The organism is Bradyrhizobium sp. AC87j1 (genome assembly GCF_002936975.1).
Lineage (GTDB): Bacteria > Pseudomonadota > Alphaproteobacteria > Rhizobiales > Xanthobacteraceae > Bradyrhizobium > Bradyrhizobium shewense.
On sequence record NZ_PTFE01000077.1, the window covers coordinates 24,001 to 39,625 of the forward strand.

Below are 15,625 nucleotides of genomic sequence, written 5' to 3' on the forward strand. Positions count from 1 at the left end.
GGCGGTGATCCGGCCTAAAAACCAATCAAGCCAGCCGGGCCCGAAAGGGGCAGGCCGGCGCCAGAACGGCGCCGCCACCGGCAGCGGGAGGCAAGGACATGAGCATGAAATTCGACATCCAGCCCGCATCCAATCCGACGCCCGAGAAGGACCGCGTGGCCAAGCTGGTGGACCCCGGCTTCGGACGGGTCTTCACCGATCACATGGCGATCGTGCGCTACAACCAGGCCAAGGGCGGCTGGTTCGAGGCGCGTGTCGAGGCACGCGCCAACTTCCAGATGGATCCGGCCGGCGCGGTGCTGCACTACGCCCAGGAAATCTTCGAGGGCCTCAAGGCCTACAAGCGCGACGATGGCGGCGTGAACCTGTTCCGTCCCGACGCCAATGCGCGGCGCTTCAAGGATTCCGCCGACCGCATGGCGATGGCGCAGCTGCCCGAGGACGTCTTCATCGAGGCGGTCGAGCAGGTCGTGCGCATCGACCGCGCCTGGATGCCGGGCGGCGAGGGCAGCCTTTACCTGCGGCCCTTCATGATCGCGAGCGAGACCTTCCTCGGCGTCAAGCCGTCGTCCGAATACATCTTTGCAGTCATCGCTTCGCCGGTCGGCTCCTATTTCAAGGGCGGTCCCGCGCCGGTGTCGATCTGGGTCTCGGAGAATTACACGCGCGCTGCCGTCGGCGGCACCGGCGCGGTCAAGTGCGGCGGCAATTACGCTGCGAGCCTGCGCGCCCAGGCCGAAGCGATCCAGCATGGCTGCGATCAGGTGGTCTTCCTCGACGCGGTCGAGCGCCGCTACATCGAGGAGCTCGGCGGCATGAACGTGTTCTTCGTGTTCGACGACGGTTCGCTCTCGACGCCGCCGCTCGGTACCATCCTGCCCGGCATCACTCGCGACTCCATCATCGCGCTCGCAAAGGATGCCGGCAAGACCGTGCGTGAGGAGCCGTATTCGCTCGACCAGTGGCGCAAGGATGCGACCAGCGGCAAGCTCAAGGAAGCGTTCGCCTGCGGCACCGCGGCCGTGATCTCGCCGATCGGCAAGGTGCGCTCGGTGAGCGGCGATTTCGAGATCTCGGGGGGCGCCGCCGGCCCCGTCGCCATGGGCCTGCGCAAGCAGCTCGTCGACATCCAGTACGGCCGTACCAACGATCCCCACAACTGGATCCGCAAGGTGTTTTGAGATGCGGCGATGCGCGTTCCTCCTCTCGTGAGGAGAGGGGAAACGCGCATCGTTTGTGGTTTTTCGTGCACTGAACGCGCCGTTGCCGACACGCGACAAAGTCTGGACACATCTGGACATCAGGACATCGCGACCATGGCAACGGAACTCTCCCAACCCATGAAATGGGTCGTTCTCGCCGCAATCACCGGCGTTTCCGTTTTCGGCATCCTGACCATCGGCCCGATGCATGAGGTGGTCGCGCAAGATCGCTCGCCGATCGTCGATGTGCGCACCAGCGATCCCGAAATGAATGCCGCGATCGCGCGCGCCCGCGGCACGTTGCCGACCTTCTGGGCCTCCTATCAATCGCCAAAGCCGTCGGAGGCCGGGCACGCCCTGAAGGTGCGCTTCTCGACCCGCAAGGGCGGTGAGCACATCTGGATCGGCGAGGTGAAGAAGCGGCCTGACGGGACCTATTCTGGTCTCTTCGCCAATGAACCGCGTGACCTGCCCGGCAAGCGGGCCGGCGACGAGGTCAAGTTCACCGAAGCCGACATTTCGGACTGGATGTTCATGCGCAACGGCAAGATCGTCGGCGGCGAAACCATCAAGCCGACACTGAAGTCGCTGCCGAAGGCGGACGCGGATGCCCTGAGGGCGCGGATGGAGCAGCCGTAAAGGTTGGCCGTCATTCCGGAATGGTCCGAAGGACCAGACCTCAGGTGCGCAATTGTGCACCGGGGAATCTCGAGATTCCGGGTTCGATGCTTGCGCATCGCCCCGGAATGACGGCGTTCCCTAAGCACCGGTTGCCGCCCCGCGCCCCGGCTGGTAAATGCCGCGGATGGCCGAGAAATCCAAAAAACCCCAGAAACTGAAGGCGCGCCTGCCGCGCGGGCTCGAGGATCGCGATCCCTCGGCGATCCGCGCGACGCGCGAGATGGTCGAGAAGATCCGCGCCGTCTACGAGCTCTACGGCTTCGAGCCGGTGGAGACGCCGGCGATGGAATACACTGATGCGCTCGGCAAGTTCCTGCCCGACCAGGACCGCCCCAACGAGGGCGTGTTCTCGTTCCAGGACGACGACGAGCAGTGGATCAGCCTGCGCTACGATTTGACCGCGCCGCTCGCCCGCTATGTCGGCGAGCGCTACGGCACCGACGCTCTGGTCTTGCCCTACCGCAGCTACAGGGTCGGCTATGTCTTCCGCAACGAAAAGCCCGGCCCCGGCCGCTTCCGCCAGTTCATGCAGTTCGACGCCGACACGGTCGGCTCGGCGACGCCCGCGGCGGATGCCGAGATCTGCATGATGGCTGCGGACACGATGGAGGCGCTGGGCATTGCGCGCGGCTCCTATGTCGTGAAGGTCAACAACCGCAAGGTGCTCGACGGCGTGATGGAAGTCATTGGGCTCGGCGGAGACGAGCATTTTGGTCGACGCCTCACTGTGCTCAGGGCGATTGATAAGGCCGACAAATTTGAATGGGCAGAGGTGGAAAAGCTGCTGGGCTCCGGAAGAAAAGATCCGAGCGGCGACTTTACCAAGGGCGCTGGGCTAGACTCCGATCAGATTGAGGCAGTTCGTCAGAGCTTGCAGTTCAAGTTCAAGTTCGAGCAACTTCCAGACGGCGCATGGCACAATCAGTTAATTGGCGAGTTGCCGCAGCGCTTCTCTCAAATGGAAGGCAAAGGTCTTCTCGGGGCCGGACTCGATGAGCTGGGCGAGATTGCACGACTTGTCACCGCTGCGGGTTATGGCGCGGACCGCATCAAGATCGATCCCTCCGTCGTGCGCGGCCTGGAATATTACACCGGCCCCGTCTACGAGGTCGAACTGCTGCTCGAGACCAAGGACGAGAAGGGCCGCCCGGTGCGCTTCGGCTCGGTCGGCGGAGGCGGGCGTTACGATGGCCTGGTCTCACGCTTCCGCGGCGAGCCGGTGCCGGCGACCGGTTTTTCGATCGGCGTCTCGCGTTTGCAGGCCGCGCTGACGCTGCTCGGCAAGCTCGACACGCGGCCGGAATTCGGGCCCGTCGTCGTCACCGTGTTCGACCGCGACCGCGTCGGCGACTATCAGAAGATGGTAGCAAGCTTGCGCACTGCCGGCATCCGCGCTGAGCTCTATCTCGGCAATCCCAAGAACATGGGCAATCAGCTCAAATATGCCGACCGCCGCAACTCACCGTGCGTGATCATCCAGGGCTCGGATGAAAAGGCGCGCGGCGAGCTGCAGATCAAGGATCTGATCGAAGGCGCCAAGGCGGCTGCTGCGATCGCCTCCAACCAGGAATGGCGCGAGAGTCGCCCGGCGCAGTTCTCGTGCAGCGAAGCCGATCTCGTCGCAAAAGTGCGCGAGGTCCTGGCCCGCCATGACGTAAAGTGGGGATAGCTATTCCGCCAAGCCGTCATGCCCGGGCTTGTCCCGGGCATCCACGTCTTGTTTGATGGATAAGCACGTGGATGGCCGGGACAAGCCCGGCCATGACGACAGCAACAGGGAGAAGACGATGCCTGAGATCACTGTCAGCATGGCCGAAGGCCGCACCGACGAGCAGAAGGCCGGCATGATGCGCGACATCACCCAGGCGTTGGTGAAGAATCTCGGCGTCGATGCCGATGCCGTCGTCATCCAGATCAACGAAGCCCCGCTCCGTCACAAGATGAAGGGCGGCAAGACGTTCGTGGAGCGCGCGGCGGCGGCGAAGAAGTGACGCGTTAGCGTCATTCCGGGGCGCGCGAAGCGCGAACCCGGAATCTCGTGCCGCAAACTTCTGGATTTCGGGTTCGGCGCTAGGCGCCGCCCCGGAATGACGAGCAAGACCCATGGACGCACGCGATTTCATCAAGGTCGGCATGAATGCCGAGCGCATGCTGGTGGTCCCGGCGGAGCGCACGGTCGGGCATTTCGTGCCGGGCATGCCGTTTGTCTACGCGACGCCGATGATGATCCTGGAAATGGAGATGACCGCAGGCGATGCGATCCGCTCCGCGCTTCAGCCCGGCTGGGTCACCGTCGGCACCGAGGTCGACATCCGCCATCTCGCAGCCGCGCTCGTCGGCGCGACGGTGCGGACCACCGCGAAGGTCGTCGCAGTCGAGCGCCGCGTCATCCGCTTCGAGGTCGAGGCGTTCGAGGGCACCCGCAAGCTCGGCGAAGGCCGCCACGCGCGCGGGCTCGTCAATGTCGAGATGTTCAACAGGCGGCTAGCCGCGGGCACGACGCCGTAGGGTGGGCAAAGGCGCAAGGCGCCGTGCCCACCATCCTCCGTGATGGATACAGATCGTGGGCACGCTTCCGCCTTCGCTCTTCGAGCTGCGGCGGACAAGTCGCTTTGCCCACCCTACGGCACCTGCTTACTTCGCCAATTCCTTCGACCGCTTCGTCGCCGCCGCGATCGCGCGGATCATCAGGTCGCGCAGACCCGGCTCGCCCATCAGCACACCGAGCGCGGCGGCCGTGGTGCCGCCGGGCGAGGTGACGTTCTGGCGTAGCGTGCTCGATGGCAGCTCCGACTGGTGCAGCAGTTCGCCGGAGCCGGCGACGGTCTCGCGTGCGAGCTTAATTGCCAGCGCCTCAGGCAGTCCGGCTTCGACGCCAGCGCGGGCGAGCTCTTCGGCGAGCAGAAACACATAGGCTGGGCCTGAGCCGGAGACGGCCGTGACCGCGTCCATCAGGCTCTCGTCATCGACCCATTCGACCGAGCCGGTGGCGCGCAGCAGCGCATCGGCCACCGCGCGCTGCCCGGCGCTGACGTTCTTGGCTGCGACCGCAACGGTGATGCCGCGGCCGATCGCGGCCGGCGTGTTCGGCATCGCGCGCACCACGGCGCCGCCGCAGACCTCCTGGAGCGATGCGATCGTGGTTCCCGCCATGATCGAGACCACCGACGTCTTGTCCGAGACGAACGACTTCAATTTGACGCCCGCCTCGCGGAACATCTGCGGTTTCACCGCGACGACCAGCGTCTCGACCTGGCCGGCCGTCGTCACGTCAGGATTGAGCGCAACGCCCTTGGCGGCAAGCGCGGTGATCTCGGGCGAGATGTGCGGATCGATCACGGCGACGCGGCGCGGGTCAAGCCCGCCCGACAGCCATCCGGTCAGCATCGCGCCGCCCATCTTGCCGGCGCCGGCGAGGAGGATGGTGCCGGTGATGTTTTTGAGGGGGTTGTTGTCTGCCATCGCCGTTGCCACGCGTTCGCTGTCGTCCCCGCGAAAGCGGGGACCCATAACCACAGGCGGTTCTAGTGGATCGAGAGCAGAGCAACAAGCATTGCGCGCTACGGCGAAATCACGCGGTATGGGTCCCTGCGTTCGCAGGGACGACGATGAGGAGAGAGCAGTGGTCTCCTCATGCGCTTGAGAGCAGACCTTACGCCTCTCCCACCGTATCGAACATCGCCGCGTCCATGGCTTCCGTCGTGGTCTTGCCTGCCCACACCACGAACTGGAACGCCGGGAAATAGCGTTCGCAGGCGTGGATGGCGCCGGCGAGCATGGCTTCGCATTGCGCGGTCGAGGCGGTGAGCCCGCCCGGCAGCACCAGGGCCTGGCGGTGCATGATCATGCCGGTGTTGGTCCAGAGATCGAAGTGCCCGACCCACAGCTGCTCGTTGACCGCGGCGACGAGCCGCTGGACCTCGCCGCGGCGCGCAACCGGAATCTTCATGTCGAACGCGCAGGCCAGATGCAGCGCCTCGATCTCGCCCATCCAGGTGAACGAGATCTGGTAGTCGGTCCATTGTCCCTTGGAGACAATGGTGAGTTCGTCTTCGCCGGAGCGTTCAAACGGCCAGTTGTTGCTGGCAGCGATATCCTCGACCACCGCGAGCGGATGGCTTTTGGAATCGATAGTGCCTTCGAGCAGGGACATGCCGTCTCGACCTCTTGCCTTTTGTTGTCTTTGATACGCACGCGGTCGGCCCGGTACGCTCCCTCAATGTCGCTATCGCGATTCCCCTCGGGGTCGCTCTTGCGATCCCCTCGGATCGGCGCGGGCCTGTCGCGGATCAAGTGATGTGATTTGCGGAATCTGCGCAACGGGGTCCCGAGTCCGTCCACAAGCCAGGACTCGTTCGTCCACAGCTCATCTCCGCCACAATTCTTAACGGAGGGAAGTCCTCGATCCGGATGGATGAGAACAAACCGGAATCGGATTCGCGGGGGAGGGCGCCATTCGTTAATTCCGTCCCGCGAGGGCCGCTCCCGCGGGAATGACATGGGACCATGCGATCCGCCCATACGGAACACGCTTGCTGCGGCCGCCGGCTGGCGTCATATTTCCGGTCAGGCCGTTCATCCCGGACGGCCGATGTTCTCAGGGCGGGGTGAAAGTCCCCACCGGCGGTAAGGGCCGAAAGGCCTAAGCCCGCGAGCGCCTTCCCCCAGGATCTTCCTGAAAAGGATTTTGCCGAGGGGGAGGGGTCAGCAGATTCGGTGCAACTCCGAAGCCGACGGTTAAAGTCCGGATGAAAGAGAACGGTCGGAGGCAGACGCATCGCAAGATGCGGCTGTTTGTCGTTCCGTGTGCCCTGATTCTGGTCCTTAAGAAGGAAAGCCATGAATCAGATGCTGCAAGACCCCAAGACCGAAACTTCCGAAGTCACCCAACCGCCGGTTCCAGTGGATCCGCCGCCGGCGCCCGACCATCCGCACTTTGCCAAACCGCAGCGGGTGGCCTTCGTGCAGGCCTGCTGGCACCGCGACGTGGTCGAGGAGGCCCGCATCGCCTTCATCAAGGAGGCCGAGGCGCGTCATCTCACCCATGTCGACGTGTTCGAGGTGCCCGGCTCGTTCGAGATCCCGCTGCACGCGCAGATCCTGGCCAAGACGCGGCGCTACACCGCCATCGTCGCGGCCGGTCTCGTCGTCGATGGCGGCATCTACCGCCACGAGTTCGTCGCCGACACCGTGATCAAGGCGCTGATGGACGTGCAGCTCCGCACCGAGGTGCCGGTGTTCTCGGCGGTGCTGACGCCGCAGCAATTCCACGAGACCGAGGTGCACTACGACTTCTTCCGCAAGCACTTTGCGATCAAGGGCGTGGAGGTGGCGGCGGCCTGCGCGGAGACGCTGCTCGGCCTCGAACGCCTGCGCGGCCAGGTCGCCGCGGGGATCGTGGGGTAGGCAGACTGCCGTAGGGTGGGCAAAGCGAAGCGTGCCCACCTCTTCTCGCGAAACAAAAAAGGGTGGGCACGGCGCTTTGCGCCTTTGCCCACCCTACGATAACGGTGCAAGCCGAACCCGCTCACCCCAACGATACACCCGCCTTGGCCCGACTGATCCCAAGCGTCAGTATGCGGCGCAGGAGATCCGGATATTTGAGCCCGTCATGTTGGGCCGCCGTGGCGAACTCCTGGCTCTTCGCGATTTCGGGATTTGGGTTTGCTTCGATGAAATACGGTGTGCCGTCGGCGGCGAGACGAAAATCGATGCGCGCGTAGCCATCGAGGCCGAGCGCCCGGTAGATGCGCTTCGCGGCACGCTGAATGCGCGCAGTGACTTCGGGCGCGAGGTCCTTCGCCGGTCCGTCGACGATGCCGAGGCGCTCCTGATAATCGGTGTCATGCTTGGCTTTTTCAGTGGCGATGTGGCGAGACCTGCGCCCGCCCATGCTGCCGAATTTCAATTCCCAGACCGGCAGCACCCGCACGCGGTTGTTGCCGAGCACACCGACATAGAGCTCGCGCCCCTCGATGAACTGCTCGGCGATGGCTGCGGTTTCGCTCCGATCGTGGATGAAGGCGACGCGCTCCGCGAGCTTTTCGTCGGTATCGACGATGGAGGCCTGAGAAATGCCGGCGGATCCATCCATGTTCAGGCTCTTCACGATCAGCGGCAGCGCAAGATGCTTCGGCCGCTTGACCTTGCGTCGCATCGGGAAAACGGCGAAGGCAGGGACTGCGATGCGTCGGTGATGTACCAGCGTCTTGGACAGGTCCTTGCCGCGCGCCAGGATCAGGCCGCGCGGGTTGCAGCCGGTGTAGGGGACCTTCATCAGTTCGAGATAGCTGGCGATGTGCTGGTCGTAGGCGACGTTGTTGTGGAATTCCTCCAGCAGCGTGAAAACCACATGCGGCTTGAACTGCTCGATCGCTTCGCGAACCGGCTTGATTTCCTCTTGCGCACCGAGCACGCGAACCTCATGGCCGGCGGCGCGTAAGGTGCTCACGACGTCGTATTCCGTTTTCCAGTTGTTGATTTCCTGCGGTGTGTATCCCTCGGAGGAGTCCGGAGGCAGGAAGTCCGGATGCATCAGCACGAGAATGCGTTGGCGTCTCATAGCGCGATCCATTTGCGCCGAGACGGGCCAAACAGCGCGTGCATCGTCTTGGCGGTCACGAGAACGGTGAAATCGAGAACGAGTTTCTGTTCGCGGCCGACGGCACGCAGATCGAGCTCGCGGCAGCGGGAGATCATGTCGTCGAGCACGGCATCGAGCGTGAGCTGGTTCTCGCCCGTCCATCGTGCGACCAATTGCCTGATCTGGGCGCGGTGCCGCCTGATCAGGGTCGAGGCCGGCGTTGAACGGTGATGCCGCGGATCGGCTGAAAACAGCCGGGATAGATCCCGGTCGTACGTCTTCGGGGGTGTGAAGGCGTAGAACGCCTGCTTCTTCTTGTAGTGCTCTTCGAGTGTCTGGCCGAGCCGGCCCAGCGGGTCGACACGCTCGCGCGTGGTGATCGGCGGCCGCTTTCCGGCGATCTCGCCCATCAGCTCGTCGACATATTCGAGCTTCTTCAGTGCTGGCCAGCCGGCATATCGCATGCGCCAGTTCGAGCGCGGTCGCAGCCACACTGCAAAGGTTTCCGCGAAATCTTCATCCGGGTGGCTCTGAGCGTACCAGAGCCGAAGATGCTGAACGTAACGCCTGCTGGCCGGATTGGGCCGGTAGTAGCGCGGGTAGTGTTTCGACGACGGGCCGAACAATTGCTGCCAGCGCCGGCGGCGCTGCAGCTGGTAGCCGTGCTGCATGGCGTGGCCCGCCTCGTGACGGAGGATGGCCATGCACTCCCGCCAGGTTCCGCCCTCGACGTCGAACATCATCTTCTTCTCAAGCTTCATCAGGCGGGGATGAGCGAGATAGAAGGGAATGGCGATGCCGGGCACACCGCCCGGGCTGAACCACTCGCTCGAGATCCATGTGTGCGGCCGCAGCCGGATGCCGCGCTCTTCCATCTCCTCGTGGAGCATGGCGACACAATCCTCGAGCCAGGTGCCTTCGACCGTAACCCTCAGGCTGGAGAGGCGCTGCTTGAGCAACTCGTCATCGGACAGCTTTTCCCAAGCAAATTTCGGGCGTGGCATCAGGCACCCAGAAAGCAGAAATGACTCGCTGTCTTGATGATGTCATGGGCGGCGGCCGGCAACAACCCGTGGGGCTGCGAGGCGTGCTGCGGCCCATCGTGAGGGACGGAAGGACCGCGCGCTCCCTCGCCCCGTTTGCGGGGAGAGGGGGAGCCTCCACGGGGACGGTGAGAGCGAGACCCGCGGAGTGTCTCCCTCACCCCGATGCCTCGCGATCGACCTCTGCCTGCAAGCGGGGTGAGGTGAGAGAAAGTTCAGTCGAACAGGCTCGACACCGATTCTTCCGCCGCCGTGCGCGCGATCGCGTCGGAGATCAGGCTGGCGATCGGCAGCGTGCGGATGTTCGGCGCCTTGGTCACCGCGTCCGTCGGCAGGATCGAGTCGGTGATCACGAGCTCCTTCAGCCTCGAGCCTGCGATGCGGGCGGCCGCGCCGCCGGAGAGCACGCCGTGGGTGATGTAGGCGTAGACGTCCTTGGCACCCTTGGCGATCAGCGCGTCGGCCGCGTTCACCAGCGTGCCGCCGGAGTCCACGATGTCGTCGATCAGGATGCAAGTGTAGCCGGCGACGTCGCCGATCACGTTCATGACCTCGGATTCGCCCGCCCGTTCGCGGCGCTTGTCGACGATCGCGAGCGGGGTGTTGATGCGCTTGGCGAGGCCGCGCGCGCGGGCCACGCCGCCGACGTCGGGCGAGATCACCATGGTCTTGGAGAGGTCGAACCTCTCCTTGATGTCCCGCACCATCAGTGGCGCGGCGTAGAGGTTGTCGGTCGGGATGTCGAAGAAGCCCTGGATCTGGCCGGCGTGCAGATCGAGCGTCATGACGCGGTCGACGCCGGCCTGCGTGATCAGGTTGGCGACCAGCTTGGCCGAGATCGGCGTGCGCGAGCCCGATTTACGGTCCTGCCGGGCGTAGCCGAAATAGGGCAGCACCGCCGTGATGCGGCGCGCCGAGGAGCGGCGCAGCGCGTCGGTGATGATCAGCAATTCCATCAGATGGTCGTTCGCCGGGAACGAGGTCGACTGGATGATGAAGGCATCCGAGCCGCGGACGTTCTCCTGGATCTCGACGAAGATCTCCATGTCGGCGAAGCGCCGCACCACCGCCTTGGTCAGCGGCAGGTCCAGGCCCTGCGCGATCGCCTGCGCGAGGGCCGGATTGGAGTTGCCGGCGACGAGCTTGATGGAGCCGTTTTTGGCCGACATAGACGCTTCCTCCCGCGCTTTGCTGGATACGACGTTCAACATCTCAGATCCCACTGGAAGCACGGTTACGACGGGCGAGGAAATATCAGGCCGGAGGCTGCAATGGCAACCCGGGATGCTACGTTTTCCCTTCGAAATCCTGAGTCGGGCCAACGGCTTGGCCGCAACTTGAGGCCGTGGTTTAGCGGGGGTTATCGCTCGGCATAGCCGAGTGCCGAGGCCGGCATCTCGGCTGCCGGGGCCCCCGGGATCACGGTCGCCACCGCCGGTCCCCGCAACGCCGGAGCTGCGCCGGGTGCATCCGGCGTTCCGTTGATCATGTTGGAAAGTCCGCTGAATCCGGCCTGGGCGATCTTCCGCAGCACGAGGTCGTCGGCTGCTCCCCACGGATCGCGGCCGCCTTTGGCCGAGGTCGGTTCCTCGCCGGAGAGGCGCAGCGCCCGCTGCTGGTTGGCGTCGTAGACGTCCCAGACCCAGGCGATCACCGTCTTGCCGCGCACCACCTGGGCGGAGAGATAGCTGCGCACGCGGTAGACGGCGGACCCTTCGCGGGAGACGACGGACAGGCTGCGCAGCTTGGATTCGCTATCGATCACGCCGACCATGCGGTCGAACACCTGCGGCGGCGGGCCGTCGATCGATTCGAAGGCGACCGTCGCCCCGGAGCCGGCGCTCGGCGCCATCGCATAGGAATTGGCGGCCCCACCGCCGCCGGCGCAGCCGCCAAGCGCGGTCGTTGCCGCGAGCAGCATGACCGCCAGCACGCGCGAACCCGCACGGCCCAGGATGAATGACGCGTCCCTCATTATGGAGGGCAGCGATATCGTTAAAATCGGTTAAGGTCTAGGGCGGAGGCGACATAGGCCACTGTCATCGCATCAGGGCATCGCCCCGGAATGACACGGCGTGTTGCCGCTGTGTTCACGCTTCGAGCGCGATTGCGTGAACGTGGCGGCCGTAATCCGGCTCCTTGCGATGCACCGAGCGGCGATAGCTGAAGAAGCGCTCGTCGGCATAGGTGTCGAGACCGAGATCGTCGATCAACAGGATGCCGGCGGCGTCCAGCCGCTTGCGGATGAAGCCGGCGAGGTCGAACATCGCGTGGCCCTCGCGCACCGACGGGATGAAGTACATCGCGTTGTCCGCATCCGCCTCGATGAAGCGCGCCACGAACTCGTTGCCGACCTCGTAGCTGTCCTGGCGGATCAGCGGGCCGATCGCGGCGATGATGCCGCTGCGCGTCGCGCCGAGTTTTTCCATCGCTAGAATCGTCGCTTCCAGCACGCCGGTCAGCGCGCCCTTCCACCCCGCATGGGCGCCACCGATCACGCGCGCGTTGGGATCGACGAACAGCACCGGCCCGCAATCGGCGGTGGAGACGCCGAGTGCAATGCCGGGCGTGTTCGTCACCAGCGCATCGCCCTTCGGCCGCGGTCCGTTCGGCCACGGCGTCTCGGCGACGAGCACGTCGGGCGAATGGATCTGGTGCAGGCTGAGGAAGCGTTCCGGCGCGACGCCGACATGCTCGGCCATGCGGCGGCGGTTCTCCGCGACAAGGGCCTGATCGTCGTTTGAGCCGAGGCCGCCGTTCAGCGCGGAGTAGATGCCACTGGAGACGCCGCCTTCGCGGGTGAAGAACGAGTGGCGCAGGCCGGGCACGGCCGACAGCAGCGACGAAGCGAGCGTCATGAGGCTTCTCCGGCCTGTTCGAGATCGCTGAGGCCAGCAATGCCTGTCAGCCGCGGCTCGGAGATGCCGAGCACCTTGAACATCGAGCCCATGCCGCTGCGCCCGGTATCCGTCAGCCGCTTGAGGGCGATCGAAATGTCGGTGGCGACCTCCGGCGTTGCCTTCTGCATCAAGGCGGCGGCCCTTGTGTCGATGCCGATCCGCTTGAGGAAGTCGCCTTGCGTCACCGGCCCGTGCACGCGCGCGCCGACATCTTCGGCCGCGCGCGCCAGCGCCTGGAAGTCGACATGAGCAGTGACGTCGGCCTGGCCCGGCGCCTTCAAGGGATCGGCGAAGGTGTGGCGCGCAATCGCCTGGAAGGTGTCGCCGGCATCGCTGCGCAAATGGCCGTAATCGATGATCAGTGCTGCGCCGTCCTGGTCGCGCACGCGCGTGGCGAGCTTCATGATCTCGCCGTCAGGCCGCCATTCGAACACGGCGCCGACGGGTGCGGCGCGCACGAGAGGCGGCAGCAGCACGTCGAAGCGCGGCGTCGGCTCGGGCGCTGCGCCGAATTGAAGCTTGCCGTTGGGATCGATCTCGATCACGCGCTCGTGCCAGCCGTTCTCGTGGCGGACCATCTGGTGGACCGGCAGCACGTCGAAATATTCGTTGGCGAGGATGATGCTCGGTCCCTCAGGCACGTCGTCGAAGCTGTCGTGCCAGGCGATGTTGCGCACGCCCGACAGCGTTGCATTCTGCCGCTCGCGCAAGACGGGATTGACCTCGACCATGTGGACATGAAGCGCCTGGTACAGCGGTGGCAGCACGCGAAGGGCGCGCAGCGCGTCCGCCATCATGGTGCCGCGGCCGGGGCCGAGCTCGATCAGCCGCAGGAATTGCGGCGAGCCCATCTGCTTCCACACCGAGGCGGTCCATAGTCCCAGCAGCTCGCCGAACATCTGGCTGACTTCGGGCGCGGTGGTGAAGTCGCCCTCACGCCCGAGCGGATCGCGCGAGACGTAATAGCCATGGCGCGGATGCATCAGGCACAGTTCCATGTACCGCCAGACCGGCATGGGACCTGAGGATTTGATCAGCGCCTTGATCTCGTTGAGTAGCGGCTGTTCGGTCACGATCTGTCTTCTCGAAATGAATTAACGAATGGCCTCGATGGGCTTCGGCGCCCCGCGCCTGACTGCCAATACAATAAGTATGCCGCCCACGATAAGCATCGGGATCGACAGCAGCATGCCCATGGTTAATCCGCCCCAGAGGAAGCCGAGCTGCGCGTCCGGTTCGCGGAAGTGCTCGCCGGCAATCCGGGTCAGGCCGTAGATCAGGATGAAGGCGCCGAGGATCATGCCCGGCCGCTTCAGCGCGCCGAACCGGATCATGATCGCGAGCACTGTGAACAGCAGGATGCCTTCCATGCCGGCCTCGTAGAGCTGGCTCGGATGACGCGGCAGCTGCGTCGGATCGTTGGGGAAGATCATCGCCCAGGGCAGGCTCGCATCGGTGGCGCGGCCCCACAATTCGCCGTTGATGAAGTTGGCGATGCGCCCGAGCAGCAGCCCGACCGGCGCGACCGCGGTGGTGATGTCGCCGAGCGACAGGATCGAGATGCCATTGCGAAAGGCGAACCACATCACCGCGACGACGCAGCCGAGGAAGCCGCCATGGAAGGACATGCCGCCCTCCCACAATCGGAAGATCGCGGCAGGATGATCGATGAAGAAAGGCAGATTGTAGAACAGCACGTAGCCGGTGCGGCCGCCGAGAATGATGCCGAGCGTGACCCACAGGATGAAGTCGTCGATCTGCAGCAGCGACATCGGCGCGGGGCCGCCCCACAGGCGCTCTTTCTTCAGCAGCGAGCGCGCATAGAGCCAGCCGAACACGATGCCGCAGATATAGGCCAGCGCGTACCAGCGGATCGCGAACGGCCCGATCTCCAGCGCGATCGGCTTGAAGGCGGGGAAGTCGATGAGAAGAAGTTGCATCTCGCCTTCTATATCTGGACGAGATTGCGGCGATAGAGCGCCAGCAGGCGCTCCCAATGCCGCTCGGCGGCGTCGCGGTCATAGACCGGGCGCTTGGGGAAGGCGAAGCCGTGATGCGTGCCGGGATAGATCTCGACCTCGGCTTTCGCAGCTTTCATGCCCTCTTTGACCTTCTCGATAATCTCCGGCGGCGCATAGACATCGGTCTCGGCGCAGCCGAAATAGAGCTCGGCCTTGGTCTTAGCCGCGGCCAGATGCGGGCTGTCGTCCTGATCCGTTGCCAGCTGCACGCCGTAGATCGAGGCGGCTGCCTTGACGCTGTCATGGAAATGCGTGGCGGCGTTGATGGCGTAGCGGCCGCTCATGCAATAGCCGACGGTGCCGACCAGCTTGGTGTTCGCGGCCGCCTGGCCCTCGGCATAGGCGAGCAGTGCGCTGGTGTCGTCCATGATCATGGGGATGGTGAGCGAGCCCATCAGCTGGAACATGCGCTTGCGCTCCGGCGCGTTCGGGTCGGCCGGAAGCGCGCCGAGCTCCATCACGCCGGAGCGATAATAGAGGTTCGGCAGCATCACGTAATAGCCTGAGGTCGCGAGCCGGCGCGCCATGTCGCGCAGCTCTTCGCGGATCGCCGGCGCGTCCATGTAGAACAGGATGACCGGAAACGGCCCGCCACGTTCGGGATGGCTGATGAAGGTTGCGGTGTGGCCGTCCCTGGTGGGGATCGCGATCTGCTGGTCGATCATCTCATGCGCCTTGTGATTCTTCTTATGCAGGGACGATGAATACGATTGCAAGGAAACCGGGGCATGACAAGGATACCTCCGATCGGGCCTTGAACCGTTCCGCTCGGATTGCCATTGTCTTTTCGAGAGTTCGCGCAAAGTTGAGGCCGCCAGGAGACCGAAATGACCCAGACCAACAACCGGTTTTTCGACGAGATCGGCCGCCTGATGAACGATGCCGCCGGTGCCGCGCAGGGCGTCAAGCGCGAGTTCGACACGGTGATGCGCACCCAGGCCGAAAAATTCCTGCGCGACATGGACCTCGTCAAGCGCGAGGAGTTCGAGGCGGTCAAGGACATGGCCCGCCTGGCCCGCGAGGAGAACGAGGCCCTGAAGGCGCGCATCGTGGCGCTGGAGGCCAAGCTCGGCGGGTAGGCGCCCTTCTTACCCTCCCCTGGAGGGGGAGGGTCGGCTCACATTGAGCGCAGCGAAGTGTGAGACGGGGTGGGGTGATCTCTCCCCACGGGCACTTTCGACGCGGAGAGACCGTC

Annotated in this window: 17 protein-coding genes and 1 riboswitch; of the genes, 7 read left to right on the forward strand and 10 right to left on the reverse strand. The window is 64.7% G+C overall.

What is annotated here, in order from left to right; translation table 11 throughout:
• Nucleotides 1–98: 98 nt before the first annotated feature.
• From CV770_RS30290 to CV770_RS30310, 5 genes are all read left to right on the forward strand, one after another.
• Nucleotides 99–1,181 (forward strand): branched-chain amino acid aminotransferase, encoded by a 1,083-nt coding sequence (locus CV770_RS30290; protein ID WP_104464974.1) that lies wholly within the window; start codon nt 99–101, stop codon nt 1,179–1,181.
• A gap of 135 nt (nt 1,182–1,316) precedes the next feature.
• Nucleotides 1,317–1,841 carry a YegJ family protein gene (locus CV770_RS30295; protein ID WP_104464975.1) on the forward strand — a complete coding sequence of 175 codons (525 nt, stop codon included), beginning with the start codon at nt 1,317–1,319 and terminating at the stop codon, nt 1,839–1,841.
• Between the two features lie 262 nt (nt 1,842–2,103).
• Complete coding sequence (gene hisS, locus CV770_RS30300; RefSeq protein WP_502693622.1) at nt 2,104–3,552, forward strand: histidine--tRNA ligase; 1,449 nt, start codon at nt 2,104–2,106, stop codon at nt 3,550–3,552.
• A 118-nt stretch (nt 3,553–3,670) separates the two neighbouring features.
• Nucleotides 3,671–3,874: a tautomerase family protein gene (locus tag CV770_RS30305; RefSeq protein WP_008144861.1), complete on the forward strand. Its 204-nt coding sequence runs from the start codon at nt 3,671–3,673 to the stop codon at nt 3,872–3,874.
• A 112-nt stretch (nt 3,875–3,986) separates the two neighbouring features.
• Entirely contained in the window at nt 3,987–4,391 is a 405-nt protein-coding gene (locus CV770_RS30310; RefSeq protein WP_091958559.1) for a thioesterase family protein, read from the forward strand.
• Between the two features lie 126 nt (nt 4,392–4,517).
• Here the strand turns inward: CV770_RS30310 and proC are convergent, their stop codons facing one another.
• Nucleotides 4,518–5,345, reverse strand: coding sequence for a pyrroline-5-carboxylate reductase (gene proC, locus CV770_RS30315; protein ID WP_201760108.1), 828 nt, complete (start codon nt 5,343–5,345; stop codon nt 4,518–4,520).
• 190 nt (nt 5,346–5,535) lie between these two features.
• On the reverse strand, nt 5,536–6,036 hold the full coding sequence (locus CV770_RS30320) for a type III secretion system chaperone family protein (RefSeq protein ID WP_091958550.1): 501 nt from the start codon (nt 6,034–6,036) through the stop codon (nt 5,536–5,538).
• 436 nt (nt 6,037–6,472) lie between these two features.
• Nucleotides 6,473–6,647: riboswitch (FMN riboswitch) on the forward strand.
• 75 nt (nt 6,648–6,722) lie between these two features.
• Between CV770_RS30320 and CV770_RS30325 the strand changes: the two genes are divergently transcribed.
• On the forward strand, nt 6,723–7,289 hold the full coding sequence (locus CV770_RS30325) for a 6,7-dimethyl-8-ribityllumazine synthase (RefSeq protein WP_091958546.1): 567 nt from the start codon (nt 6,723–6,725) through the stop codon (nt 7,287–7,289).
• A gap of 121 nt (nt 7,290–7,410) precedes the next feature.
• On the opposite strand, the gene CV770_RS30330 is transcribed toward CV770_RS30325, so the two are convergent.
• The 8 genes from CV770_RS30330 to CV770_RS30370 all read right to left on the reverse strand — a co-directional run bounded on the left by CV770_RS30330 (nt 7,411) and on the right by CV770_RS30370 (nt 15,095).
• Nucleotides 7,411–8,445, reverse strand: a complete 1,035-nt coding sequence (locus CV770_RS30330; RefSeq protein WP_165637434.1) for a D-alanine--D-alanine ligase family protein — start codon at nt 8,443–8,445, stop codon at nt 7,411–7,413.
• Nucleotides 8,442–9,470, reverse strand: coding sequence for a putative zinc-binding metallopeptidase (locus CV770_RS30335; RefSeq protein WP_104464978.1), 1,029 nt, complete (start codon nt 9,468–9,470; stop codon nt 8,442–8,444). The genes CV770_RS30330 and CV770_RS30335 overlap by 4 nt, the downstream gene beginning before the upstream one ends.
• Nucleotides 9,471–9,724: 254 nt before the next feature.
• Nucleotides 9,725–10,678: a ribose-phosphate pyrophosphokinase gene (locus CV770_RS30345; RefSeq protein WP_026202002.1), complete on the reverse strand. Its 954-nt coding sequence runs from the start codon at nt 10,676–10,678 to the stop codon at nt 9,725–9,727.
• Between the two features lie 191 nt (nt 10,679–10,869).
• Entirely contained in the window at nt 10,870–11,484 is a 615-nt protein-coding gene (locus CV770_RS30350; RefSeq protein ID WP_104464980.1) for a hypothetical protein, read from the reverse strand.
• Nucleotides 11,485–11,599: 115 nt separating this feature from the next.
• Nucleotides 11,600–12,367, reverse strand: a complete 768-nt coding sequence (pgeF, locus tag CV770_RS30355) for a peptidoglycan editing factor PgeF (protein WP_104464981.1) — start codon at nt 12,365–12,367, stop codon at nt 11,600–11,602.
• A complete protein-coding gene (locus tag CV770_RS30360) occupies nt 12,364–13,482 on the reverse strand; it encodes a class I SAM-dependent methyltransferase (protein ID WP_104464982.1) in 1,119 nt (372 codons plus the stop codon). Before CV770_RS30360 ends, pgeF begins: the two co-directional genes overlap by 4 nt.
• A 21-nt stretch (nt 13,483–13,503) precedes the next feature.
• Nucleotides 13,504–14,349 (reverse strand): prolipoprotein diacylglyceryl transferase, encoded by an 846-nt coding sequence (lgt, locus tag CV770_RS30365; RefSeq protein ID WP_091958512.1) that lies wholly within the window; start codon nt 14,347–14,349, stop codon nt 13,504–13,506.
• 8 nt (nt 14,350–14,357) lie between these two features.
• Complete coding sequence (locus CV770_RS30370) at nt 14,358–15,095, reverse strand: dienelactone hydrolase family protein (protein ID WP_104464983.1); 738 nt, start codon at nt 15,093–15,095, stop codon at nt 14,358–14,360.
• Between the two features lie 162 nt (nt 15,096–15,257).
• Here CV770_RS30370 and CV770_RS30375 point away from each other — a divergent pair, with 162 nt between their 5' ends.
• A complete protein-coding gene (locus CV770_RS30375) occupies nt 15,258–15,509 on the forward strand; it encodes an accessory factor UbiK family protein (protein ID WP_028151569.1) in 252 nt (83 codons plus the stop codon).
• Nucleotides 15,510–15,625 lie beyond the last annotated feature (116 nt).